The following is a 22,019-nucleotide window of genomic DNA, read 5'->3' as shown; positions in this document are numbered from 1 at the left end:
AGGCCCCGTATATCGGTTGCGGCGGCCGATCCGCGTGCGTACGGTCGGCCGGGTGCGTGGGCGAGGGCCGGCCGGGTCGCTGTGGCGGCACCGGGACTTCATGCTGCTGTGGAGCGGCCACACGGTGAGCCTGTTCGGCTCGCAGATCAGCTGGATCGCCCTGCCGATGGTCGCGGTCGCCGGGCTGCGCGCCACCACGTTCGAAGTGGCGGTGCTCGGGGCCATGAGCACGCTGCCGGCGCTGGTCGTCTCGCTCCCGGCGGGCGTGCTGGCCGACCGTCACCGCAGGCGGCCTCTCATGATCGCGTGCGACGCCGGGTCGGCCCTGGCCATGGCGTCGGTGCCGATCGCCGCCGTCCTGGGCCGGGTCACGATGGCCCAGCTCTACGCGGTCACGCTGGTGGTCGGCGCGCTCGGCGTGCTCTTCGGCACCGCGTCCGGCAGCCTGACGCCGGTGCTGCTCGGCGGGGGCCGGCTCACCGACGCCAACGCCAAGATGAACACCGCGCGGGGCCTGGCCGAGATGGCCGGGCCGAGCGTCGGAGGCTTCCTGGTCGGCCTCGTCGGCGCCGCCCGTGCGGTCGCCGTGGACGCCCTCTCGTACGCCGTGAGCGCCGCGGCCCTGGCGTCGATGCGCCTGCGGGAACCGAAGCCCGAGCGCGCCCCGCACCGCGGGCGCTTCCTCGGCGAGATCGCCGAGGGGCTGCGGTTCGTGCTCGCCCATCCGGTGCTGCGCGTGCTCGCGCTCTCCGGGGCGGTCAGCGCCGTGCTGCTGCGCGGGATCAGCTCGATGTGGCTGCTCTATGTCGTGCGGGAGCTGGGCTGGAGCCCCCGGGCGGCCGGGCTCGTCTACGGCCTGAGCCTCATCGGCGGCATCGCCGGGAGCATGGTGGCCGCGCGGGTCACGGCCCGGCTCGGCCTCGGCCGCGTGATCGTCCTGGGCGCTCTGCTGTCGGCCCCCTTCGAGCTGGTCACCCCCCTCGTGCCGCCCGGCCTGGCCGGCCAGTGGACCGTCGGGCTGGTCTTCACCTTCCTGACGGCCGCCGGGATGGTCCAGATGACCGCGGCCCAGACCGCGCGCCAGTTGCTGTGCCCGCCCGGCATGCTCGGCCGGATGAACGGCTCCACCCGTTTCCTGGGGGCGGGCCTGCTGCCGCTCGGGCCGCTCCTGGCCGGCGCTCTCGGCGTCTGGATCGGCCTGCGCCCCGCTCTGATCATCCTGGGCGGCGCGACCCTGCTGTGGCCGCTCCTGCTGTCCCTGTCACCCGTACGCGCTCTGGATGTGAGATGACCACCGTGAACGACGACGAGTCGCGGTCGCCCCGGCGGCTCGCGACGTGCTACCAGGATGCGGGCCAGTGCTCCGGCCTTCAGGGCGCGGGTGAAGGCCCGTGTGGGAGGGCCGTCAAGGCCTGAGCGTGCTCTAACCCGCAGCGTCAGCCAAGTTCGCCCTGCACGAGTTCGGCAGCTTCCGCGACCGGTACCGGCACGATGGCGGCGACTCTGCGCCCCCGGTTGGTGATGTAGGTGATGCGGCCTCGGACAGCGGCGTCGTTGAGGACGTCTGCGAACAGCCTGCGTGCGTCGGCGACGCTCATCTCTTCCGACTCCATATGAGGCAGCGTACATGGATGCGCTTTCATGTACATTGATGTACAATTGATTCGTGCAGCTCAGGTACAACTTCCGCCTCTACCCGACGCCGGGTCAGCGTCAAGCGCTGGCACGGGCGTTCGGGTGCGCGCGGGTGGTGTTCAACGACGGGCTGCGCGCACGGACCGACGCTCGGGAACAAGGCGTGCCGTACATCCGCGACGGGGAGTTGTCCAAGCGGGTCATCACCGAGGCGAAGAAGACCCCCGAACGCTCCTGGCTGGGCGAGGTCTCCGCCGTGGTGCTGCAATAGGCGCTGGCGGATCTGAACACTGCCTACCGGAACTTCTTCAACTCAATGGCGGGGAAGCGGAAGGGGCCGAAGGTCGCCCCACCCCGTTTCCGATCCAAGAGGGACAACCGGCAGGCGATCCGCTTCACGAAGAACGCCCGGTTCTCCGTCACAGCGGGCGGGAAGCTGCGCCTGCCAAAGATCGGAGACGTTCCGGTCCGCTGGTCACGGGACCTGCCCGCCGAACCGTCCAGCGTGACGGTGATCAGGGACGCCGCCGGGCGGTACTTCGCATCCTTTGTGGTCGAGACGGCAGGCGAGCCGCTTGCCAAAGTGACGCCGGAGATCGGGATCGACCTCGGTCTCACGCACTTCGCGGTGCTGTCGGACGGTCGGAAGGTGGACAACCCGCGTTTCCTCCGCCGTGCCGAGCGACGCCTGCGTAAGGCACAGCAGGAACTGTCCCGTAAGGAGAAAGGTTCAGCGAACCGCCACAAGGCCAGGGCCAAGGTCGCCAAGGCACATGCCGGGGTGGCCGACGCGCGCCGTGACTGGGCACACAAGCTCTCCACCGCGTTGATCCGCGATAACCAAGCGGTGTACGTGGAGGATCTTGCCGCCTCCGGCCTCGGCCGTACCCGCCTTGCCAAGTCCGTTCACGATGCGGGCTGGTCATCCTTCGTCGGCATGCTGGAGTACAAGGCGGCCCGGTACGGCCGCCACTTCGCCAGGATCGACCGGTGGTTCCCCTCCTCCAAGCTCTGCTCACAGTGCGGGGCGCTGCAAGAGAAGATGCCGCTGAACGTCCGGTCGTGGGAGTGCCCGTGTGGTGCGGTCCACGACCGGGACGTCAACGCGGCGAAGAACATCCTGGCCGCCGGACGGGCGGACAGGCTAAACGCCTGCGGAGGGACCGTAAGACCCGCCGCCTAGCGGAGGGCAGGACCTGGCGAAACAGGAAGCCACAGAGGTGCCGCACGCGCGGCACGGGCTGAATCCCCAGGCTTCAGGCAGGGGAGCGCGTCAATTCGAGATGTGGAACACCGGCGACGCCTCGGCGGCCGAGCGGATCCTGAGCCCGGGCTGGGTCGATCACGCCCATCCCGAGGTGACCGGGCCCGAGGGCGTGCGGGAGGCGATCGAGCGGATCCGCGGCGCGCGGCCGGACCTCCGGTTCCGCATCGACGCCGTCCTCGGGGAGGGCGACCTGGTGGCGGTCGTGGGGAGCGCGGGCCGCGGCCAGGACGCGGACGGCGCCCCCCTGGTCTGGCTCATCCGCGCGGAGGACGGCCGGCTCGCCGAGATGTGGACTTATCACGGCAGCGGCGGGGGCCCGGGGGGCCTTCGGCTCCGGTAACGCCCAGGTCGGCGCGGACCGGGGCGTTACCGGCAGCACCGCCCGCGTCAGGGTTCGAGGTCGGTCACTCCCCGGCCGCTCGCGACGTCGAACGGAACGGAGGCCTGGTCGTGCACGACCAGCCAGTCGCCTCCGGTCTTCCGGAAGCAGAAGGTGCCCCGGACCCACATGCCGCTCGTCGCCGTCCCGTTCCCCAGCGTGCCGCTGAGCCGGCCGAAGCAGTGACCGAATGCCACGTCGTCCCCCACGGCGAGGGTCAGGTCGCGCACCTCGTAATCCACCTCGTGGAAGAACGCGAACACCTTCGCCCAGTTCTTCAACTTCGCGTCCACCCCGACGTGCTGCAGCGGCGGCTCGACGTCGAAGGACACGACGTCCTTCGCGTAGAGCCGCCTCAGGCCGTCGAGATCCTTGGCCCGGATCCCTTCGACGATCCTGCCGATCTGCCGCCTGATCGTGGCTTCGTCGTCCTCGCGTCGCGTAGACATCGCTGTCCGTCCTTTCAATCAGTTCTCACTGGTACGACCGGACAGCGCCGGGAAATGTCAGGTCGCGGCGACGGCGACCGGGGCGGCGGCGCGCAGCGGCGCGAGGGCGGTGCTCCAGGCGACGACATGGTCCAGCAGCGTGTCCAGGGCGCCGGCGCTGTGGGCGCCCGGCCTGAAGACCGTGTAATCCTCGAACTCGGTCTGCAGCGGCAGCGTGACCTGCGGGGCCACATCCGCTATCTGCAACGCCCCGCAGACCAGCCGCAACTGCTCGACCGCGCGGGCGCCGCCCACGACGCCGTACGAGACGAACCCGGCCGCCTTGTTGTTCCACTCCGCGTACAGGTAGTCGATGGCGTTCTTGAGCACTCCGGGGGCCGACTGGTTGTATTCGGGAGTGACCATCACGAACCCGTCGAACGCGGCGATGGTGTCCGCCCAGGCCCTGGTGTGCTCGTGCTGATAGCGGCCCGGTGACATCAGCGCCGGCGTCGCCTCGTCGAGGTGCGGCAAGGGGTGGTCGAGCAGGTCGACCAAGGCGAACTCGGCGTCGGTGCGGCGTGACGCCGTCTCATGCACCCATGTGGCGACCTGTTCGCCCCTGCGGCCGGGGCGGGTGCTGCCCAGTATGATTCCGATCTTGATCATCGCTCTCCTGCTCTCCACTGCCGATGCCGATGCTTCGAGCGGTACGACAACGCGGCGCCCCGGAATGTGAGGCGGCGGTCCGGCCTCACACTTCACCGCGCTGTCTTGTCGGACCGGTAGGGCAGAACTCGACCCAGGGAGCTTCCGGAACCATGACCGACCACGCGGGACCAGGACACGACGGGTCCGACGCGGGCCTGAGCGCGATCATCAGCGAGCGGCGCCAGCTGATCAACCTCGCCTACCGGCTGCTCGGCTCCCTGGCCGAGGCCGAGGACGTCGTCCAGGAGACCTACGCCCGCTGGTACGCCATGTCCCCGCAGGAGCGGGACGCCATCGCGTCCCCCGGCGCCTGGCTGACCAAGGTCGCCGGCCGCGTCTGCCTCAACGTGCTCACCTCGGCGCGGGCGCGGCGGGAGACCTACGTGGGCGAGTGGATCCCCGAGCCGCTGCCCGACCCCACGGAGTGGACCACCGGGCGGCCGGACGGCATCGGCGCCGACCCGGCCGACCGGGTCACGCTGGACGAGTCGGTCAGCATGGCCTTCCTCGTCGTGCTCGACGCGATGACCCCGGCCGAACGCGTCGCGTTCGTCCTGCACGACGTCTTCCGCTACTCCTTCGCCGAAGTGGCGGAGATCGTCGGCCGGACCCCGGCGGCCTGCCGCCAGCTGGCGTCCTCGGCCCGCCGCCGCATCCGCGACTCGCGGGCCGCCACGGCGCCGGCATCCCGGCAGGCCGGGATCGTCAGGGACTTCAAGCAGGCGTGGGAGACCCAGGACATCAACGCCCTCATCGGGCTCCTCGATCCCGGCGCCACGGGAATCGCCGACGGCGGCGGGCTGGCCAGCGCACTGCTCCGCCCGATCGAGGGCGGCGAGCAGATCGCACGTTACTTCGCCGGACTCGCCGCCAGAGCGCCCAGCCTGACGCTCCTCGAGCGTACGGTCAACGGACAGCCCGGCCTGATCGCCCAGCAGGACGGCGTCACCGTCTCCGTTTTCGCGTTCGAGGTGGTCGACGACCGGATCACGCGCATCTGGGCCGTACGCAACCCCGACAAGCTCCACCCGTGGACGACCGCCTGACGGCGCCGCTCACCGTCAGGTCACCTTCGAGGACGGGGCGGTCCAGGTGTTGCAGGCTCCGGGGTCGCCGGACTTGAATCCCTCGGTGGCCCAGTAGGTGATGGACTTGCGGCTCCCGCTGTACTTGCCCGCCCAGCCACGTACGTAGAAGAGCAGATCGTCCCAGTCCTCGGGGTCACGCCGGAAGGACTTCCAGACGCTTCGCAGGGAGGCTGCGGCGAAGCAGGTGTTCTGCAGGCTGTAGCGCCGTGTCTGCTCGGCGAGCTCGGCCTTGTTCCGGTAGTCGAGCTTGAAAGAGGCCCGGTACATGCCGGTGACGTTCTGCACGTGTTCCCCGTAGGACGTCGCCAGCAGGTTGAACAGGTAGAGATCCCCCGGCTGCCGCAAGAGGTCCTTCGAGAGCACGATCAGGATCGTGCGCGACGTCTCGCAGTAGAAGCCGTCCCAATCGCCCTTGCGCCACTTGTCGCCGCAGTACTTCGCCGGCACTTCGGTGGCGTACGTGAGCTTCACGGGGGACGGCTTCAGATTCGCCCGGCGGAACTCGGTGCCCCAGGTGCGGGTGAGGCAACGCAGCGCCTCGTTCAGATAGAGCTTCACGGACCTCGCGTCCCCCTTCTTCACCGGCCTTTCCCGGCACGCGGTGGCCGGCAACGGTCCCGCGCCGTACAGGCGGTTGTCGGTGAGGGTCCTGCTCTTGACCGGGTGGGCGGCGGCCGTGCCGGTGAGGGCCGGGACGAGCCCCAGTGCCACTGTGCCGGCAAGCGCGATCTTGGCGAGTTTCACGGACGACGAGGTTAGGCCACACAAAAGAGTCGCGGAAGGCTTTCGTGTGGAAATAAACCGCTTGCTTCGCGCGCGGTAGTGAGGTGTACAACGGGCGGCGTCGGAAAGCGGAAATGGAGCGTGGATGGTCATCAGACGCGCCGAACCGGCGGACGCGGAGGCGATCGCCGTCGTCCACGTCCGGTCGTGGCAGGCCGCCTATCCGGGGCTCATGCCTCAGGCCCATCTCGACGGGCTCACTGCGGCCATGCGCCTGCCCGTCTGGGAGCGGCTGCTGGGGGAGGCCGCCCCGCCGCGTACGGAGGTCCTCGTGGCGGAGGCGGACGGCTCCGTCGCCGGGTTCGCCTCGCTCGGCCCCGGCCGGGACGACGACGTCGATCCCGCCGTGGTGGCGGAGATATCGGCGATCTACCTGGTGCCCGAGATATGGGGCGCCGGGGTCGGTGGGCGTCTCATGGCCGCCGCGCTGGACAGCCTCGCCGCCGCCGGGTATGAACAGGCCGTCCTCTGGGTCGTCGACGGGAACACCCGCGCGCGGCGGTTCTACGAGCGCGGCGGCTGGCGCCCCGACGGCGCCGCACTGCACGACGAGTCGGACGGCTTTCCGCTCACCGAGATTCGCTATCGCCGGGCCCTGGGTTGACCATCGAGCGCTATCGGCCGGGCTTCGTCCAGGTCAGGGAGTATCGGCGGAGCACGTGCCGGCGGTAGCGCACGCCCGGCAGCAGGCGGCCCGCCGCGGCCCGCACCTGCCCGTAGCTCATCCGCGGTGCGGCCACCGGCATCCCCTCGGGCTCCCGCGCGCGGCGCAGCACCTTCGTGATTCGCACGACCGGGGCGGCCGCGATCATCGCCGCCCACTCCGCGGGGGACGCCTCGCGAGCCAGGCCGACCACCACCAGCGTGCCGCCGGGGCGCAGCAGTGCGCGCATCCGGGTGAGGGCGGCGTCGAAGTCCATGTGGTGGATCGCGGACACCGAGCAGACGAAGTCGTACTCCTCGGCGGGCAGGACGGCGGTGGGGAAGTCGCCCTCGACGAAGGTGAGCTCCGGCCGCCCGGCCGCGAGCTCTCGGGCACGGGCGATCATCTCCGGCGATCTGTCGACGCCGGTGACGCGCTTGGCCCGGCCGGTCAGCTTCCGGGCGAGCAGCCCGTCTCCGCAGCCGACGTCCAGCGCGTCACCGCACCCTTCGGGGACGGCGCGGAGGATGCCCGGGTGCCGGGCGACGTTGGTGTTCCAGTAGGGGTCCGAGTCGGCCTGGCGCATCGGGTCATCGTAGAGCGGGCGTCATGACGAAGTCCCGGAAGCGGGTGGCGGGGGCGGCCGGATCGTGGTCGGTACGCCAGGCGAGGCCGATGGTGCGGCGGGCGGCCTCCGCCGCGATCCTGACGCCGACGGTGCCGGACTGCCCGGCGAAGGGCTCCGGGACGACGGCCACGCCGAGCCCGGCCGCGACAAGGCCCTCGATGGTCGCGAGGTCCTGGCTCTCGAAGGAGACGGCGGGGGACACCCCGGCGTCGCGCAGCAGCGCGTCGACCAGGGCCCGGTAGCCGAAGCCGACCGGCGTGGTGACGAGCTCCTCGTCCGCCAGCTCCTGGAGGGCCACCTCCTCCCGGTGACGCAGCCGGTGGCTCGGCGGCACGACGAGCACCAGCCGCTCCTCCTGCAGCGGGTGCCAGCCGAAGTCTCCGGGCGGGCGTGGGGAGGTGATCGCGAGGTCGGCGGCCCCGGTGCGCAGATCCTGGACGATCTCGTGCGCCGGTTCCTGGCGCAGCAGGATGCGCATCCGGGGAGCGTGCTCGTGGAAGGCGCGCAGCAGCCGCGGGACGAGGGAGGTGGCGATGGAGTCGAGGAAGGCCAGGCGCACCACCCCGGTGTCCGGGTCGAGCAGGCTCCGGAGGTCGGTCAGCAACTGCTCGTAGCGTGCCGTGAGGTCGCGCGCGGCCGCCGCCACGAGTCTCCCGTTGGGCGTCAGGTGGACCCCGTCCGGCGCCCGCTCGAACACCCGGGTGCCGAGTTCGGCCTCCACCCGGGCGAGGGCGCGCGAGAGCGTCGGCTGGCTGGTGCGCAGGATGGCGGCGGTGTCGGTCACGTGCCGGTGCTCGGCGAGGGCGACCAGCCAGGACAGGTCCCGGAGCAGCATGCCCGCCATCATACGCATCGCGTATCGAAAGCCGCTTATCATCGCATTGGACGCATAACGGCAGCAAGTGCACAGTCGTTCGGGTGACCGCTGTTCTCGAGACCTCCGCCGTGGAAGGACACCTGCCGGGCACCGCCGGATACCGGCGGGTCGTCGTCGCGCTGTTCGCCGCCGGGGTGGCGACCTTCGCGCTGCTGTACAGCACCCAGGCGATCCTGCCCGAGCTCGCCGCGCAGTTCGGGGTGTCCACCGCGGAGAGCACGCTGAGCGTGTCGCTCACCACGCTCGGGCTCGGCGTCGCGCTGCTGGTGGCGGGCCCCCTGTCCGACGTCGTCGGGCGCACCCGGCTGATCCACCTGTCGTTGACGGCGTCCGCCGTCGTCGCGGCCGCGTGCGCGCTGGCGCCCGGCTGGCCGGCGCTCGTGGTCCTGCGGACGCTCCAGGGCATCACACTGGCCGGGCTCCCCGCGGTGGCCACCGCCTATCTGCGCGAGGAACTGCACCCGTCCACGCACGCCCGCGTCGCCGGTCTGTACGTCGGCGGCACGGCGCTGGGCGGGATGGCCGGTCGCCTCCTGACCGGCGCGGTCGCCCAGGCCGGCGGCTGGCGCTGGGCTCTCGCCGCGGCCGCCGTACTCGGCTTGCTCTGCGCCCTGACCGTACGCGTGCTGCTTCCGGCCTCCCGGCGCTTCACCGCGGCCCCCGCGAGCATGCGCGCCCTGCTCCGCGGGAGCCTGCGCGCGGTCTCGGACCGCGGACTGCTCGCGTTGTACGGCATCGGCGGCTGTTCGATGGGGGCTCTGGTCGCGGTGTTCAACACCCTGGGCTTCCGGCTCTCGGGCGCGCCGTTCCACCTCGGCGTCGGAGCCGCCGGCCTGATGTTCCTCGTCTATCCCATCGGCTCGGTCAGCTCCGCGGTGTCCGGCCGGCTGGCGGACGGCTACGGACGCCGGACCGTGACGCCGCTCGGCTGCCTGCTGGCCGTCGCCGGCGCGCTGGTGACGCTGTCGTCCTCGCTGCCGGTCGTGGTGATCGGGCTCGCTCTCCTCACCGCGGGCTTCTTCGCCGTCCACGGGGTGGCCAGCGGCTGGGTTCCGGCACGGGCGCACGCGGGCGGGGTCTCCACGGGCCAGGCCGCCTCGCTCTACCTGTTCACCTACTACCTCGGGTCCTCCGTCTTCGGCAGCCTCGCGGGGCGCGCCTGGACGGACGCCGGGTGGCCAGGGGTGGTCGCCCTCGCCGTGCTCCTGCTCATCGGCACCGGCGCTCTCACACTCCTGCTGCGCAGGACCCCCGCCCATGCGCCGGCTGGCTCGAAACAGTGAACCCACGTGGTGGGGCCGCGGTTGCGCGACGGTGTGAATCAGCCGCCGCCCCCTCTATGTGGGAGATTTCCGCTTATGAGTACGAGGGTGCGGCTACATGTCGCCCGTGTCCTGGCACGGACCCACATCGTCCTGATCCCGCTCGATGGGACACTTTGCGATTTCTATCGCGGTGTGGACACGGCGGCGATCGCGGACAGGATCCACGAGATGCTCTTCTCGGCAGGACACAGGATGTCGGTCCTGATCGCCATCCAATCCGACCCTGTCGCGAAGATGGGCTACGCCTACAGCGTCGGCCCGGACTACGGGGCGCAGGCCGAGGAGATGGTGAGGGAGGCCGAGCTGGCGGCGGCCACGACGGCCGTGCCCACATCGGGAGCGCAGGAGGTGTTGCAGGCCTGCCGGGCCAGCGGCAGGCGCATCGTCGTGGCCGGAGACATCTGCTCCGACGCCATGGAGACCTACCTTGACCTGCACGGCCTGCGACCGCTGGTGGAAGCGGTCGTCGGGCGTGAACAACGGCCGGCGATGTCGGAATGGCCGGGTCTCGATCTCGCGCGGCAGGCGGTGAAGGCGCTGGGAGCGGAACCGTCCGATTGCACTCTCGTCAGCATGTCCGTCCTGGGGATGTATGCGGCGGCGGAAGCCGGTATCCAGGCGATCGGCGTGGTGAGCAGGAACGGCAGCCGCAAGCATCTCGCCGGCAACGGCGGTTCGGTCGCCGTATCGAACTTTGCCGAACTGGCCGGTGCGCTCACTGCCGTCCCGGCGACGGACTCATATGAGCCCTCACCGTGACTGCCGCGCATCAACCGGTTACTTCTCTGTCACCCTCCACATCACCCACCCGTGGGTTCTAGACCAGGCCACGGCGCTGATCCGTGAGGCGCTCGCGCGCTGACCCCCCCTTTCTCGCGATCTCAGGCCGAGCTGTGCGGTCATGCTCGGCCACCAGCCGCTTCGGCGCCTGCTGACGCCATGCCTCTTCCACGAGACTCCTGACGCGTTCCGCCGGGACTCCGCCCAGCTCGACCTGCAGCCCGAGGAAGCTCTTCCGCGCATCGGGGCGGCGCAGGGCCTCGTAGGCGGACGGGTCGGCCTGCGACGCGTCGGCTGCCTGCTGCTCGCCGACGCAGAACACCGCCGTCGTCTCGTCCCTGCCCATGCCGAGGAAGGTCCGGCCCCGAACCTTGAAGACGGGAACGTGGAACCGGAAGTGACTGACCTCTTCGACCTCGGGCAGCGCCGTGGCCCAGCGCCGGATGTCGTCCGTAATGGTCATGAATGGACACTATCCACATGCTGCCGCGGCAGCCGTCCCCCAGGGCCGCGGTGACCTGATTGGACTTGCCGGTCCATTTTTCATCTCGCACAGTGGCAGTGCCGCACGGGTGACCGGACCAGGTTCCGGTGCGGGCACAGGCAGACGAGGATGACAGGAGCGCGTAATGGGTGGACGGCTACAGGGCAAGCGGGCGCTGGTGACCGGATCGACGAGCAACATCGGGCGGGCGATCGCGGAGGCGTTCTCGGCGGAGGGCGCGCACGTGATCGTATCCGGCCGCAGCGCCGAGCGGGGTGGCAGAGTCGTCGACGGCATCCGTGCGCGTAGTGGTCGGGCCGACTTCGTGAAGGCGGATCTGGACGGAAGCGCCGAGGCCTCGTACGCCCTGGCGAGGGAGGCGATGTCCGTTCTCGGCGGGGGCATCGACATCCTGGTCAACAACGCCGGGATCTACCCCGGGGACAGCACGGCGGACACCGACGAGAAGACCTTCGACCAGGTCTACGCCGTCAACGTGAAGGCGCCGTTCTTCCTGACCGCCGCGATCGCTCCGGCCATGGTCGAGGCCGGCGGCGGGGCGATCATCAACCTGGGGTCGTGGATCACGCGCCTGGGCGTTCCCGTGGGCGCGCTCTACAGCTCCACCAAGGGCGCGGTGGAGACCCTTACGCGCGCCTGGGCCGCCGAATTCGGTCCTCGCGGCGTGCGCGTGAACGCGATCTCCCCGGGCGTGATCCTGGAGCCCACTCCGGGGGTGGCGCACCCGGGCGAGGTCATGATGAACGGCACTCCGGCGGGGGGCATGGGCGAGCCGCAGGCCGTCGCGCATGCCGCGGTCTACCTCGCCAGTGAGGAGGCCGCGTTCGTCCACGGCATCGTGCTGGACGTGGACGGCGGCCGTACGACCACGGCCGTCATCGCCGCATGACGCGGCGCATCAGATCGGTCAACGGCGCACCCGATAGCGCAGGTGAAGCACCCGGTTGCCCTGAATCACCACGTCAGGATCCTCCAACAGGTGCTGCGCGTGGACCGACCCGAAGTAGCGCTTGCCGGACCCGAACACGACGGGTACGACGTCCATGCGCACCTCGTCGATCAGGCCCGCGGCAAGCACCTGGCCACCGACGTCGCCGGCGGCGACCTCGACCACGCGGTCGCCCGCAAGCTCCTGCGCCTTGGCCACGGCTGCCTCGACGTCGTCGACGAAGTGGAACGGCGCCTCGGGGTCCCAGCCCTCGGGCATCGGCCGGTGCGACACGACGACCACGTGGTCGATCCCGCTCGGCGGCGTGCCGCCCCAGCCGTCCGTCAGGTCGAAGACGTGGCGGCCGACGATCGTGACTCCGATCTGGTCCCAGTACGCCCGGGTGTAGTCGTAGGACGTCTGCGACACCTTCAGCTCGCCGCTCTCGTCCAACGCGACGTCACCGCTGGACAGCCAGTCGAACAGCGGTCCGGGCTGGTCGTTCTCGTCCGCGACGAAGCCGTCCACCGACACCGAGCTGTACATGACCACCTTGCCCACGGGGCTCTCCTCTGCTCTGGGGTGCCCCCAAATTAGCGAGTCGTGAGCCGTCGCTCTTGTAAGAAATCAATCGGCCGGCAGCGGCCAGCCGTCCATCACGTGGCCGGGATGTTCGCGCAGGAACCGCCGCCGGACTTCGACGTACCGGGTCGGCGTGAGCCCGGTGAACGCCCGGAACTCGTGGCCGAAGTGGGCCTGGTCGAAGTAGCCCGCGCCACCGGCGAGGTCGCTCCAGTCGATCGGGCCGGCGGGATCGATCGCGAACACGGTGGCGGCGAAGCGGCAGGTGCGGGCCAGCCGCTTCGGCGTGACGCCGATGAGCTCCTTGAACCGCTGTGCCAGATGAGTGCTGCTGACACCGGCCGCCACGCTCAGGTCGCCGATCGCCACCGCCCCGCTGGTCGCCGCGATGACGCTGCTCGTATGGCGGACCAGCCCCAGACCGGCGGTCTCGCACAGCCGTCGCATCAGCTCCTCCTCGAGCAGCGTCAGCATCTCGTGCGGTCCGTCCGCCGTCGCCATCCGGTCTCGCAGCTCAGCGACGGCGGGCCGGCCCCACACCTGCTCTATCGTCACCGGCCGGTCACACAGCTCGGCCGCGGGCATCGGCAGGAACGGCGCCAGCCCCCACGGCTTGACGTGCGCGCCGACGGACCGGCTCGGGAGCGGGTAGCCGAACTCGAACGCGCGGGTGGGCATGGTGACCATGCAGCCGTCGGCGTACTCGGCCGTCTCGATGTCGGTGCCGGATCGGATGCGGAACGGTGCCCCGAGGTTGACGATGAGCAACGCCGACGGCATCGGCGGCAGCGTCAGCCGGGCGTACGGCGGCGCACCGTCCAGGTAGTAAAGGTCGTCGATCAGCCCGTCCAGCGGCGGTCGCGGCACTCTGGACACGTACTCCACGCCCACAGCATCGCGGCGACCCTGTTCGCGATCAACCCCGCCGCCGTCCGGCGTGCTTTCACCCGATCGCCGGGAGCGCCGGCGGGAGGCGGCGGCGTTGCCGTGACGGCGGCGCGTGCGGCCCGGTCAGGGCCGCCGTGAGCGCGCATTGCGGAAAGCCCGTGGCAAGGTACGGAACCTTGCCACGGGCTTTCGATGGGGTGATCGTCGCTCGGACGGAACTGAGGCGGAACCGGCCGGACACCGCGCGATGGACGAGCACGTCACCGCGCGGTCACCGGTCACACGTCGTAGTAGAGCTCGAACTCGTGCGGGTGCGGGCGGAGGCGGATCGGGTCGACCTCGTTCTCGCGCTTGTAGGAGATCCACGTCTCGATGAGGTCCGGCGTGAACACGCCGCCCTCCAGCAGGTAGTCGTGGTCGGCCTCGAGCGCGTCGAGCACCTTCTCCAGCGAGCCCGGCACCTGCGGGATGTTGCGGGCCTCTTCCGGCGGCAGCTCGTACAGGTCCTTGTCGACCGGCTCCGGCGGCTCGATCTTGTTGCGGATGCCGTCGATGCCGGCCATGAGCATGGCGGCGAAGGCGAAGTACGGGTTGCAGGACGGGTCCGGCACGCGGAACTCGATGCGCTTGGCCTTCGGGTTCGAGCCCGTGATCGGGATGCGGACGCAGGCCGAGCGGTTGCGCTGCGAGTAGACCAGGTTGACCGGGGCCTCGTAGCCGGGCACCAGGCGGTGGTAGGAGTTCACCGTCGGGTTGGTGAAGGCCAGCAGCGACGGGGCGTGCTTGAGCAGACCGCCGATGTAGTAGCGCGCGATGTCCGACAGACCGGCGTAGCCGACCTCGTCGTAGAACAGCGGCTCGCCGTCCTTCCAGAGGGACTGGTGGCAGTGCATGCCGGAGCCGTTGTCACCGAAGATCGGCTTGGGCATGAACGTGACCGTGCGGCCCGCCTGGATGGCCGTGCTCTTGATGATGTACTTGTACAGCATCAGCTTGTCGGCCGTCTGGAGCAGCGTGCCGAACCTGAAGTCGATCTCGGCCTGGCCCGCGGTGCCCACCTCGTGGTGCTGCATCTCGGTCTCGATGCCGGCCTCGATGAGGTTGCGCACCATCTCCGAGCGCAGGTCGGTGAAGTGGTCCATCGGCGGGACCGGGAAGTAGCCGCCCTTGTAGCGGGGCTTGTACCCCAGGTTGCCGCCCTCGGAGGCCTTGCCGGTGTTCCAGGCGCCCTCGATGGAGTCGATGTAGTAGTAGCCGGCGTTCTGCTTCGTCTCGAAGCGGACGTCGTCGAAGATGTAGAACTCGGCCTCGGGGCCGAAGAACACGGTGTCCGCGATGCCGGTGCCCTTGAGGTACTCCTCGGCCTTGCGTGCGACGTTGCGCGGGTCGCGGCTGTAGGCCTCACCGGTCAGCGGGTCGTGCACGAAGAAGTTGATGTTCAGCGTCTTGTGCTGACGGAACGGGTCGAGCACGGCCGTCGTCGGGTCGGGCAGCAGGAGCATGTCCGACTCGTGGATGGCCTGGAACCCGCGGATCGACGAGCCGTCGAACATGAGGCCGTCGGTGAAGACGTTCGGCCCGAAGTTCTCGGACGGGAAGGTGAAGTGGTGCGTCGTCCCCGGCAGGTCCGTGAACCTGACGTCGACGAACTGCACACCCTCGTCCCGGATGAACTTGAGGACGTCATCGGCGGAGTTGAACACTCTCGAACCTCCCAGGGGCATGGGCTAGCAACCCGAAAATAGGCCGATGCCGTTTCCGCCCCATGTCTCGATTGTTTCGCGCGTGTTAAGGGAATGCGCTACCCGGGCGGTCGCGGCGATATCGTCGGCCCGCCGTTCCCCGGGCTCCATCGTACGACCTTTTCGCAGGTCAGGTGCCCAACGCGGCCGGGCAGCGCGGCCCGCCGGAAACGCCCGGGACGCGGTCGTAGGGATCGACGGGCTCGCCGGAGGGCCGCGCTCCCTGCGGGTCGCCGGGGAATCGCGGACGTACGAATCCGTCATCCGGTGTGCAATTCGCACCAAAGAGGGCCGATCTGTCGCTGTTCACCCAGACGACGAGCTTTCCGTCCTCGCGGTACGCGGAGAATTCGCTTCTGTGGTGCTCGACGACCCTCGTCACGATCGAGGGCGCGCCGGGGCGGCTGACCGGGTGGACGAACAGATAGTCCGTCTCGATCCTGACGCCTCCACCGGCCCTTTCGGAGATCGTCGTCTCGCCGGAGACCTTCACGACGTCCCCGACCGGCTCGGCCGTGTCCGGCGCGAGGCTGAACAGCCACGACCGGGTGCCGGAGGGGCCGCTGTCGCGCAGGTGACGGAGGAACGTCTCGCGCTGCCGGGGATGCAGCAGGCGGATGAACTCCTCCGGGCGTCCGCCGCGCACGGTGGCCGGGTCGAGGTGCGCGGCCGACAGCAGTCGCCGTACGCGCCGCAGGGCGTCGCCGACCTCCTGCTCGGTGAGCCCGCCGAGCGAGCGCGCCGCGGGCATGGCCAGCCCCTGCTCGCCGTCGGCGTAGTCGACGGCGGGAGTGCCGGCGAACGGGGCGTCGGACGGCGCCGGGACGGGGCCGTGGTCGAACAGGCCCTCCTCGCCGTCGGGAATGGGCGTCAGCACGGGACCCGGCCGGGCGACCACGGGACCGGAGATCATGAGCTTCTCGCCGCCTGCGGCCGGGCGGACGATGCCGAGCCGCTCCAGGACGTCCGGCCGCAGGACGACGACGAGCCCCACGAGCACGACCAGGCCCGCGATCACCAGCAACGCGGCCGGGCGGCGCCGCCGTCCCGGCGGATAAACGTCCGTCTCGGCCGCCGTGGTCATCCGCCGGATCTCGTCCTCGTCGAACTGCGCGACCAGCGCCTCGAAGCGCGCGTCGATGTCATCGGGGTCCGCCGGTCGCACGGTGCCCTCCAAAGCGCTCAAGTCGGAAACGATTCAAGATACCGGGATTCAATGCGAAAAGCCCGCACAGGAGGTACGGCTTCGCGGCCGGACGCCGGACCGGCGACCCTCCCCGATACGCTGGGAAACCATGAACGACCGGCAGCCGCGTTGGACGCAGACCTGGATGGGGGGCCCGCGGGCCGCCGGGGTGGACCTGGGTTATCCGGGGCAGCGCCTCGGTCTGCCCGAGCAGGGTCCCGGGGCGGTCGCGGGGTGGGGACGCAGGATCGGCGCCGTCGTCGTCGACTGGCTGCTGTGCACCTGGGCCATCGCCGGCGGCCTGCTGCGCTTCCAGGGAAACGACGTCGGCGCGGTCGGACTCGGCGTCTTCGCGGCGGAGTACGTCCTGCTGGTCGGCACGATCGGCATGACGCTGGGGATGCGCCTGTTCGGCATCCGCGTGGCCCGGCTCGACGGCGGGCGGCCGCACTTCTCCGGCGTGCTGGTGCGCACGCTGCTGCTGTGCCTCGCCGTGCCCGCGCTCATCTGGGACCGCGACCGGCGCGGCCTACACGACCGCGCGAGCGGCACTGTCGTGGTCAACCTCTGACATAGAGGGAGGCCGCGGTCAGGGTTCGACGAGGCCGGCGCGGATGGCGTAACGGGTCAGTTCGAGCCGGTCGCGCATGCCCAGCTTCTGCAGGATGTTCGCGCGGTGCCTGTCCACGGTCTTCACGCTGATGAAGAGCGTCTCCGCGATCTCCTTGGCCGAGTTGCCCTCGGCGATGAGCTTGACGATTTCCTCCTCCCGGGGCGTCAGGATGCTGTCCGGTACGCGCTCGCCCTGCCGGGCGCGCCGGAGGTAGTCGCGGATGAGGGCGGTGACCGCGCCCGGGTAGAGGAAGGGCTCCCCGCGCATCGCCGCCCGGCAGGCCTCCAGGAGGTCCTGGTCGGCGACCGACTTGAGCACGTAGCCCGAGGCGCCGGCCTTGAGCGCCTCGAAGAAGTACTGCTCGTTGTCGTACATCGACAGGATCAGTATCCGGATGTGGGGGGCGTGCCGTGAGATCTCGCGCGCCGCCTGGATCCCCGTCATGCGGGGCATCGCGATGTCGAGGATGGCGAGGTCGATCTCCTCGGACCGGGCGGCCTCGACCGCCTCGGCGCCGTCGGCGGCCTCGGCGACCACGACGAGATCGGGCTCCGCGTCGAGGATCAGCCGCAGTCCGCGCCGGACCAGCGCGTGATCGTCGGCAAGCAGGATGCGGGTCTTGGGGCTCTCCATCGATCAGCTCTCCTTCACCGCGTGCGGGGGTACGACCAGACGCACGTCCGTGCCGCCGCCGGGCGGGGAGTCGACGGTCAGCCGGGCGCCGATGAGAAGGGCGCGCTCGCGCATGCCGCGGATCCCGGCGCCTTCCCTGCGGACGCCCCCGCGCCCGTCGTCGGCGATGCGCAGTGTGAGCCGTCCCTCCTCCTGCCGGAGCGACAGCTCCACGTGGCGGGCGTGGGAGTGCCTGGCGACGTTCGTCAGCCCCTCCTGCGCGATCCGATAGAGGACGAGTTCGACCTCGCCGCTGAGGGCGGGCAGGCCGGGGTCGACCTCACGCGTGATCGCGATTCCGCTCGCCCCCGCGAAATCGCTGCTCAGCGCGCTCAGCGCACTGTGCAGGCCGAGGTCCTCCAAGACCCCGGGCCGCAGCCGCCTGGCGACCTGCCGCACCTCGTCCAGGCTGGCGCGCACCGTCTCCTGGGCCGAGCGCAGCTCCTCCCGGAGCTCCTCGGGCGCCCGGTCGACGACGCGCTTGAGCGACAGCAGCGCCACCGTGAGGCTCTGGCCGATCTCGTCGTGCAGCTCGCGCGCGATCCGCTGCCGTTCCCCCTCCTGCGCGGCCAGCGCGTACGCGCTGCTGGCGCTGCGCTCGGCTTCGAGACGTTCGAGCATCTCGTTGAACGTGCCGATCAGCTGGGCGAGATCGCCGTTGCCGCTGTCGGTGAGCCGGTCGCCCGCCCTCAGCAGGTCGACCCGCCGCATGAGCGTGGTGAGCGCGTCCAGCGGGGCGAGGCTTTTGCGGATCAGCAGCGCGTTGGCCGTGATGATCAGGGCCAGGCCCACGATCAGGACCGGGATCTCGGCGAGCAGGACCGGTGAGGACACCGTGGCGGGGGAGAGCGCGAGCACGAACGTCCCGGCGGTGAAGACCAGTCCGTTGATCGCGAACAGCCGCCAGAACAGCGCGCGGGCCGGATGCCGCGACCGCGTCGCCGCCGCTCGGCCGGCCCCCGAGTCGATACGCGGGCCGGCCCGCGGGTCGGTACGCGAATCGGTGCGCTCGTTCACGGCTCACAGCCTGCTCGTCCGCGTGCGCCGGTGTCCATGCGGGCTGCCCCCCATCGTGCGGCCGTCCTACATGTCATACCTCTCCCGATATGGGTGTCGCACCCGATGGTGGTGGCCCGCGCCGTCTCGAAGACTGGTGACGACGGGCGGAGAGGGGACGCGATGACGCCGGCGGGCCTCATTTCCCCGGCGCCGCTCGCCGCGATGGGAGGGAGCTGAGATGGACGTGACCCGCGCCACCCTGCCCGGCGTCGCGACCGTGGTGCACCAGTGCGTCACCCGCGACGGACAGCGCTTCGGCGTGCTGGTGGAGAAGTCCGGCGGCCGGAGGCTTCTCCTCTATGGCTCCGCGGAGCCCGACACGCCGTTGCAGGTGATCACACTGGACCGGCGCGAGGCCGATCAGCTCGCCGACATCCTGCACAGCAGGCCCGTCCTCGATCGGCTCGCCCATCTGGAACGCCGCTTCGCCGAGTTCGTGGAGGCGGCCCGATGACCACGCCAGGAACCGTCCGCCTCTCCGATCGATGTGATGGTCTGATGCAAGCACGCGATGTCGTTGTGAACCTGCCGACGGTGACCGTCCACGACTCCGTCGCCCGGGCCGTACGGATCATGGTGCTGAACCGGATGCCCGGGCTGATCGTGGTGGACGACAGGGGACGGCCGGGATGGGTGCTGCCCGGCACGCAGGTCCTGCGTCTCACGGTGCCCGGGGCCTATCAGGAGGACCCGGCGCTCGCCCGGGCGATCGACGAATCCCACGCCGACCGCCTCTGGCAGGAACTGGCCGGCATAACGGTGGGCGAGTGCCTGCCGTCCCGGCCGCCCAGGCCGGTCACGGTGCCCCTCGACGCGACCCTGCTCGAAGTGGCCGCCCTCATGACGCGGCTGCGCAGCCCCATCGCCGCCGTCGTCGGGCCGGACGGCACCCTGGCCGGTGCGATCACCCTGGAGCGGCTGCTCACCAGCCTGGCGCTCGTACCACCGGGTGAGTGATCTCCCCATCTCGGCGGCGGGCCGTCCCGCACCCTTTCCGGTCGCAGACCCATCTCGCGTCCGTCCGCGTCGCGCCGTGCGGCGTCCCCACGATCCGGAGGTTCCGATCATTCACCGCTTCGCCATGCCGTCGTCGTCGCGGCGCCCGCCCACCGGGACGCCGTTCCGCAACCCCGCCTGCCGTGCGCGCACCGCCGGACCACCGGGGCGCCGCACGTGAGCGCGGCCGTCTCCTTCGCGATTTTCCTGGTGGCCTTCGTCTTCATCGCGTCGGAGAAGGTGCACAAGGTCAAGGTGGTCCTCGTCGCCGCCGGGGCGATGGCGGTCCTGGGGCTGATCCCCGGCGACGAGGTGTTCTTCTCCGAGGCCGCCGGAATCGACTGGAACGTCATCTTCCTGCTGCTCGGCATGATGATCATCGTCGGCGTCGTCAAGCACACGGGAGTCTTCGACTACCTCGCCATCTGGGCGGCCAAGAAGTCCAAGGGCCGGCCGTACCGGCTGATGGTCATGCTGATGATCATCACTGCGATCGCCTCGCCGTTCCTGGACAACGTCACCACGATCATGCTCGTCGCGCCGGTCACCGTGGTCGTCTGCAACCGGCTCGGCATCCCGGCTCAGCCGTACCTCATCGCCGAGGTCCTCGCGTCCAACATCGGCGGCGCGGCCACGCTCATCGGCGACCCGCCCAACATCATCATCGGCAGCCGCGCCGGCCTGACGTTCAACGACTTCCTGGTCCACATGGCGCCGATCGTGGTCGTCGTCTTCGTGGTGTTCGTGCTGCTCACCCGGGTGCTGTTCCGCACGTCGTTCCACTACGCACCGGAACGGGTGGCCGCGGTGATGGCGCTGCAGGAACGGCGCGCGATCACCGACCCGCGCCTGCTCGTGCGATGCATGATCGTGCTCGGCGGGGTCGTCGCCGCGTTCTGCCTGCACCCCGTCGTGCACGTGGAGCCGTCGATCGTCGCCCTGGTGGGCGCCGGGGTGATGCTGCTGGTGTCCCGCGCCGACGTGTCCGACGTCCTGCGAGAGGTCGAGTGGAGCACCCTGGTCTTCTTCATGGGCCTGTTCGTCCTGGTCGCCGGCCTGGCGAACACGGGTGTCATCGCGACGATGGGCGGCTGGACCGTCGGCGCGCTCGGCGGCGACCACTTCCTGTCGGCCACGGCGCTGCTGTTCGGCTCCGGCGTGCTCGGCGCGTTCTTCGACAACATCCCCTACGTCGCGACGATGGTGCCCGTCGTGGAGGAGATGGTCGCCCAGGCGCCGGACGCGAGGACCGGGCAGGCCCTGTGGTGGTCCTTCGCCCTGGGGGCCGACTTCAGCGGCAACGGCACCGCGGTGGCGGCGAGCGCCAACGTCGTGGCCGTGGGCATCGCCGCCCGGACCGGCCACCGCATCGGCTTCTGGCAGTTCACCCGCTATGGCGTCCTCGTCACCGCGCTGAGCATCACGATGGCCTGGGTGTACGTCTGGCTGCGTTACTTCGCCTGAGATGAGCGCGCGGGAACGCGGGGCCGTCCGCCGCCGGGTCCTACGACGCGGCCCTGACGCACCGGAAGATCGCCGTGCCGGGGAGCAGGCGGCCGCGCAGCGGACTCCAGCCGCCCCACGCGCGGTCGTGACCCGGCGGCCACTCCGGCTCCGTCAGGCCGGTCAGGACGAGGCCGGAGGCGGCGATCAGGCCCACCCAGTCGCCCATCGTCCGGTGGTGCTCCACGTACGACGCCTCACCGTCCTCGCCGAACTCGACGTACGGCGATCGGTCGAAGTAGGGGCGGTCGGCGGTCAGGCCGCGCGGGCCCGGATCGTCGGGGAAGGCCCACCGCACGGGGTGGCTGACGGAGAACACGAACCGGCCGCCCGGCCGCAGCACCCGGCGCACCTCGGCGAGCACCGCCCCGGCGTCCGCGACGAACGGCAGCGCCCCGTAGGCCGAGCACGCGAGGTCGAACGACTCGTCCCCGAACGGCAGCGTCTCGGCGTCGGCCTGGACGACGGGCAGCCACACCTCGGCGGCCATGTCGATCCGCCGGGAGTGCTGCAACTGCCGGTAGGACAGGTCGACCGCGGCGACCGTCGCGCCCTGTCCCAGCAGCCACCGGCCGCACTGGCCGGCGCCGCACCCGATCTCCAGCACGCGGCGCCCCGCCACGTCGCCGAGCAGCCGGGCCTCGGCCTCGTCCAGGCCCTCGGGGCACCACACGAAGCCGTCGTCGCGCAGGAACTCGCCGTGCTCGGCCTGGTAGTCGTCGGCCGCGCCGTCCCACCAACCGCGGTTGGCCCGGGAGGTCTGCGACCGGGAGACCGGCCGCCTTCCCACGAAGTCCAACG

25 protein-coding genes and 1 pseudogene are annotated in these 22,019 nt (G+C 70.6%); 12 read left to right on the top strand and 14 right to left on the bottom strand.

Annotation, left to right across the window (positions count from 1 at the left end):
* Positions 1 to 52: 52 nt before the first annotated feature.
* Positions 53 to 1,291, top strand: a complete 1,239-nt coding sequence (locus ACIBK1_RS26755) for an MFS transporter (RefSeq protein WP_396738449.1) — start codon at positions 53 to 55, stop codon at positions 1,289 to 1,291.
* Positions 1,292 to 1,436: 145 nt separating this feature from the next.
* Here ACIBK1_RS26755 and ACIBK1_RS26750 read toward each other — a convergent pair whose 3' ends face one another.
* On the bottom strand, positions 1,437 to 1,613 hold the full coding sequence (locus ACIBK1_RS26750; RefSeq protein ID WP_083743859.1) for a type II toxin-antitoxin system prevent-host-death family antitoxin: 177 nt from the start codon (positions 1,611 to 1,613) through the stop codon (positions 1,437 to 1,439).
* A 53-nt stretch (positions 1,614 to 1,666) separates the two neighbouring features.
* On the opposite strand from ACIBK1_RS26750, the pseudogene ACIBK1_RS26745 reads away from it, so the two are divergent.
* Positions 1,667 to 2,818: pseudogene (locus tag ACIBK1_RS26745) on the top strand (RNA-guided endonuclease InsQ/TnpB family protein).
* Positions 2,819 to 2,918: 100 nt separating this feature from the next.
* Positions 2,919 to 3,242 (top strand): ester cyclase, encoded by a 324-nt coding sequence (locus tag ACIBK1_RS26740; RefSeq protein ID WP_030508840.1) that lies wholly within the window; start codon positions 2,919 to 2,921, stop codon positions 3,240 to 3,242.
* A gap of 47 nt (positions 3,243 to 3,289) precedes the next feature.
* Here ACIBK1_RS26740 and ACIBK1_RS26735 read toward each other — a convergent pair whose 3' ends face one another.
* Positions 3,290 to 3,730, bottom strand: coding sequence for a YybH family protein (locus tag ACIBK1_RS26735; RefSeq protein WP_396738446.1), 441 nt, complete (start codon positions 3,728 to 3,730; stop codon positions 3,290 to 3,292).
* Positions 3,731 to 3,787: 57 nt separating this feature from the next.
* Complete coding sequence (locus ACIBK1_RS26730) at positions 3,788 to 4,378, bottom strand: NADPH-dependent FMN reductase (RefSeq protein WP_030508842.1); 591 nt, start codon at positions 4,376 to 4,378, stop codon at positions 3,788 to 3,790.
* A gap of 152 nt (positions 4,379 to 4,530) precedes the next feature.
* On the opposite strand from ACIBK1_RS26730, the gene sigJ reads away from it, so the two are divergent.
* Complete coding sequence (sigJ, locus tag ACIBK1_RS26725; RefSeq protein WP_030508843.1) at positions 4,531 to 5,466, top strand: RNA polymerase sigma factor SigJ; 936 nt, start codon at positions 4,531 to 4,533, stop codon at positions 5,464 to 5,466.
* A 15-nt stretch (positions 5,467 to 5,481) separates the two neighbouring features.
* Here sigJ and ACIBK1_RS26720 read toward each other — a convergent pair whose 3' ends face one another.
* Positions 5,482 to 6,252 carry a neutral zinc metallopeptidase gene (locus tag ACIBK1_RS26720; protein WP_156080964.1) on the bottom strand — a complete coding sequence of 257 codons (771 nt, stop codon included), beginning with the start codon at positions 6,250 to 6,252 and terminating at the stop codon, positions 5,482 to 5,484.
* 124 nt (positions 6,253 to 6,376) lie between these two features.
* Between ACIBK1_RS26720 and ACIBK1_RS26715 the strand changes: the two genes are divergently transcribed.
* A complete protein-coding gene (locus tag ACIBK1_RS26715) occupies positions 6,377 to 6,895 on the top strand; it encodes a GNAT family N-acetyltransferase (protein ID WP_396738443.1) in 519 nt (172 codons plus the stop codon).
* A gap of 10 nt (positions 6,896 to 6,905) precedes the next feature.
* Here the strand turns inward: ACIBK1_RS26715 and ACIBK1_RS26710 are convergent, their stop codons facing one another.
* Both ACIBK1_RS26710 and ACIBK1_RS26705 read right to left on the bottom strand, forming a co-directional pair.
* A complete protein-coding gene (locus ACIBK1_RS26710) occupies positions 6,906 to 7,520 on the bottom strand; it encodes a class I SAM-dependent methyltransferase (protein WP_396738440.1) in 615 nt (204 codons plus the stop codon).
* A 4-nt stretch (positions 7,521 to 7,524) separates the two neighbouring features.
* Entirely contained in the window at positions 7,525 to 8,397 is an 873-nt protein-coding gene (locus tag ACIBK1_RS26705; protein ID WP_036407160.1) for a LysR family transcriptional regulator, read from the bottom strand.
* 83 nt (positions 8,398 to 8,480) lie between these two features.
* Between ACIBK1_RS26705 and ACIBK1_RS26700 the strand changes: the two genes are divergently transcribed.
* Positions 8,481 to 9,722, top strand: a complete 1,242-nt coding sequence (locus ACIBK1_RS26700; RefSeq protein ID WP_030508848.1) for an MFS transporter — start codon at positions 8,481 to 8,483, stop codon at positions 9,720 to 9,722.
* A gap of 75 nt (positions 9,723 to 9,797) precedes the next feature.
* A complete protein-coding gene (locus ACIBK1_RS26695; protein WP_396738437.1) occupies positions 9,798 to 10,523 on the top strand; it encodes an HAD family hydrolase in 726 nt (241 codons plus the stop codon).
* A 58-nt stretch (positions 10,524 to 10,581) separates the two neighbouring features.
* On the opposite strand, the gene ACIBK1_RS26690 is transcribed toward ACIBK1_RS26695, so the two are convergent.
* The gene (locus ACIBK1_RS26690; protein ID WP_030508850.1) at positions 10,582 to 11,007 is read right to left on the bottom strand and encodes an MmcQ/YjbR family DNA-binding protein; all 426 of its coding nucleotides are present in this window, start codon (positions 11,005 to 11,007) and stop codon (positions 10,582 to 10,584) included.
* 166 nt (positions 11,008 to 11,173) lie between these two features.
* On the opposite strand from ACIBK1_RS26690, the gene ACIBK1_RS26685 reads away from it, so the two are divergent.
* Positions 11,174 to 11,938, top strand: coding sequence for an SDR family NAD(P)-dependent oxidoreductase (locus tag ACIBK1_RS26685; RefSeq protein WP_363416099.1), 765 nt, complete (start codon positions 11,174 to 11,176; stop codon positions 11,936 to 11,938).
* Positions 11,939 to 11,956: 18 nt separating this feature from the next.
* On the opposite strand, the gene ACIBK1_RS26680 is transcribed toward ACIBK1_RS26685, so the two are convergent.
* The 4 genes from ACIBK1_RS26680 to ACIBK1_RS26665 all read right to left on the bottom strand — a co-directional run bounded on the left by ACIBK1_RS26680 (position 11,957) and on the right by ACIBK1_RS26665 (position 16,375).
* The gene (locus tag ACIBK1_RS26680) at positions 11,957 to 12,538 is read right to left on the bottom strand and encodes a dihydrofolate reductase family protein (protein ID WP_030508852.1); all 582 of its coding nucleotides are present in this window, start codon (positions 12,536 to 12,538) and stop codon (positions 11,957 to 11,959) included.
* Positions 12,539 to 12,604: 66 nt separating this feature from the next.
* Entirely contained in the window at positions 12,605 to 13,444 is an 840-nt protein-coding gene (locus ACIBK1_RS26675; RefSeq protein ID WP_197042675.1) for a helix-turn-helix domain-containing protein, read from the bottom strand.
* 281 nt (positions 13,445 to 13,725) lie between these two features.
* Positions 13,726 to 15,150, bottom strand: coding sequence for a type I glutamate--ammonia ligase (gene glnA, locus ACIBK1_RS26670; RefSeq protein WP_030508854.1), 1,425 nt, complete (start codon positions 15,148 to 15,150; stop codon positions 13,726 to 13,728).
* A 169-nt stretch (positions 15,151 to 15,319) separates the two neighbouring features.
* Complete coding sequence (locus ACIBK1_RS26665; RefSeq protein ID WP_156080966.1) at positions 15,320 to 16,375, bottom strand: hypothetical protein; 1,056 nt, start codon at positions 16,373 to 16,375, stop codon at positions 15,320 to 15,322.
* Positions 16,376 to 16,484: 109 nt separating this feature from the next.
* On the opposite strand from ACIBK1_RS26665, the gene ACIBK1_RS26660 reads away from it, so the two are divergent.
* On the top strand, positions 16,485 to 16,946 hold the full coding sequence (locus tag ACIBK1_RS26660) for an RDD family protein (RefSeq protein WP_030508856.1): 462 nt from the start codon (positions 16,485 to 16,487) through the stop codon (positions 16,944 to 16,946).
* A gap of 18 nt (positions 16,947 to 16,964) precedes the next feature.
* Here ACIBK1_RS26660 and ACIBK1_RS26655 read toward each other — a convergent pair whose 3' ends face one another.
* Both ACIBK1_RS26655 and ACIBK1_RS26650 read right to left on the bottom strand, forming a co-directional pair.
* Positions 16,965 to 17,621, bottom strand: coding sequence for a response regulator (locus ACIBK1_RS26655; protein ID WP_030508857.1), 657 nt, complete (start codon positions 17,619 to 17,621; stop codon positions 16,965 to 16,967).
* A 3-nt stretch (positions 17,622 to 17,624) separates the two neighbouring features.
* Positions 17,625 to 18,677 (bottom strand): HAMP domain-containing sensor histidine kinase, encoded by a 1,053-nt coding sequence (locus tag ACIBK1_RS26650; protein ID WP_396738431.1) that lies wholly within the window; start codon positions 18,675 to 18,677, stop codon positions 17,625 to 17,627.
* A gap of 220 nt (positions 18,678 to 18,897) precedes the next feature.
* On the opposite strand from ACIBK1_RS26650, the gene ACIBK1_RS26645 reads away from it, so the two are divergent.
* The 3 genes from ACIBK1_RS26645 (at position 18,898) to ACIBK1_RS26635 (ending at position 21,179) form a co-directional block, all read left to right on the top strand.
* The gene (locus ACIBK1_RS26645; RefSeq protein ID WP_030508859.1) at positions 18,898 to 19,173 is read left to right on the top strand and encodes a hypothetical protein; all 276 of its coding nucleotides are present in this window, start codon (positions 18,898 to 18,900) and stop codon (positions 19,171 to 19,173) included.
* A gap of 44 nt (positions 19,174 to 19,217) precedes the next feature.
* Positions 19,218 to 19,676 carry a CBS domain-containing protein gene (locus ACIBK1_RS26640; protein WP_396738428.1) on the top strand — a complete coding sequence of 153 codons (459 nt, stop codon included), beginning with the start codon at positions 19,218 to 19,220 and terminating at the stop codon, positions 19,674 to 19,676.
* 216 nt (positions 19,677 to 19,892) lie between these two features.
* A complete protein-coding gene (locus ACIBK1_RS26635; RefSeq protein ID WP_396738425.1) occupies positions 19,893 to 21,179 on the top strand; it encodes an ArsB/NhaD family transporter in 1,287 nt (428 codons plus the stop codon).
* A gap of 40 nt (positions 21,180 to 21,219) precedes the next feature.
* On the opposite strand, the gene ACIBK1_RS26630 is transcribed toward ACIBK1_RS26635, so the two are convergent.
* Positions 21,220 to 22,017 (bottom strand): class I SAM-dependent methyltransferase, encoded by a 798-nt coding sequence (locus tag ACIBK1_RS26630; protein ID WP_030508862.1) that lies wholly within the window; start codon positions 22,015 to 22,017, stop codon positions 21,220 to 21,222.
* Between the last annotated feature and the right edge of the window lie 2 nt (positions 22,018 to 22,019).

The sequence above is a fragment of the Microbispora rosea genome, assembly GCF_044460045.1.
Classification (GTDB): Bacteria; Actinomycetota; Actinomycetes; order Streptosporangiales; family Streptosporangiaceae; genus Microbispora; species Microbispora rosea.
The sequence above is the reverse complement of the archived record's forward strand: the minus strand, read 5'-3'. Positions and strand labels throughout refer to the sequence as shown.

Excerpts from the sequence above, each read along its gene's own strand:
- ACIBK1_RS26750 (WP_083743859.1), bottom strand. The coding sequence starts at position 1,613 with ATGGAGTCGGAAGAGATGAGCGTCGCCGACGCACGCAGGCTGTTCGCA.
- ACIBK1_RS26740 (WP_030508840.1), top strand. The coding sequence starts at position 2,919 with ATGTGGAACACCGGCGACGCCTCGGCGGCCGAGCGGATCCTGAGCCCG.
- ACIBK1_RS26735 (WP_396738446.1), bottom strand. The coding sequence starts at position 3,730 with ATGTCTACGCGACGCGAGGACGACGAAGCCACGATCAGGCGGCAGATC.
- ACIBK1_RS26730 (WP_030508842.1), bottom strand. The coding sequence starts at position 4,378 with ATGATCAAGATCGGAATCATACTGGGCAGCACCCGCCCCGGCCGCAGG.
- sigJ (WP_030508843.1), top strand. The coding sequence starts at position 4,531 with ATGACCGACCACGCGGGACCAGGACACGACGGGTCCGACGCGGGCCTG.
- ACIBK1_RS26715 (WP_396738443.1), top strand. The coding sequence starts at position 6,377 with ATGGTCATCAGACGCGCCGAACCGGCGGACGCGGAGGCGATCGCCGTC.
- ACIBK1_RS26710 (WP_396738440.1), bottom strand. The coding sequence starts at position 7,520 with ATGCGCCAGGCCGACTCGGACCCCTACTGGAACACCAACGTCGCCCGG.
- ACIBK1_RS26705 (WP_036407160.1), bottom strand. The coding sequence starts at position 8,397 with ATGCTGCTCCGGGACCTGTCCTGGCTGGTCGCCCTCGCCGAGCACCGG.
- ACIBK1_RS26695 (WP_396738437.1), top strand. The coding sequence starts at position 9,798 with ATGAGTACGAGGGTGCGGCTACATGTCGCCCGTGTCCTGGCACGGACC.
- ACIBK1_RS26690 (WP_030508850.1), bottom strand. The coding sequence starts at position 11,007 with ATGACCATTACGGACGACATCCGGCGCTGGGCCACGGCGCTGCCCGAG.
- ACIBK1_RS26685 (WP_363416099.1), top strand. The coding sequence starts at position 11,174 with ATGGGTGGACGGCTACAGGGCAAGCGGGCGCTGGTGACCGGATCGACG.
- ACIBK1_RS26660 (WP_030508856.1), top strand. The coding sequence starts at position 16,485 with ATGAACGACCGGCAGCCGCGTTGGACGCAGACCTGGATGGGGGGCCCG.
- ACIBK1_RS26655 (WP_030508857.1), bottom strand. The coding sequence starts at position 17,621 with ATGGAGAGCCCCAAGACCCGCATCCTGCTTGCCGACGATCACGCGCTG.
- ACIBK1_RS26645 (WP_030508859.1), top strand. The coding sequence starts at position 18,898 with ATGGACGTGACCCGCGCCACCCTGCCCGGCGTCGCGACCGTGGTGCAC.
- ACIBK1_RS26640 (WP_396738428.1), top strand. The coding sequence starts at position 19,218 with ATGCAAGCACGCGATGTCGTTGTGAACCTGCCGACGGTGACCGTCCAC.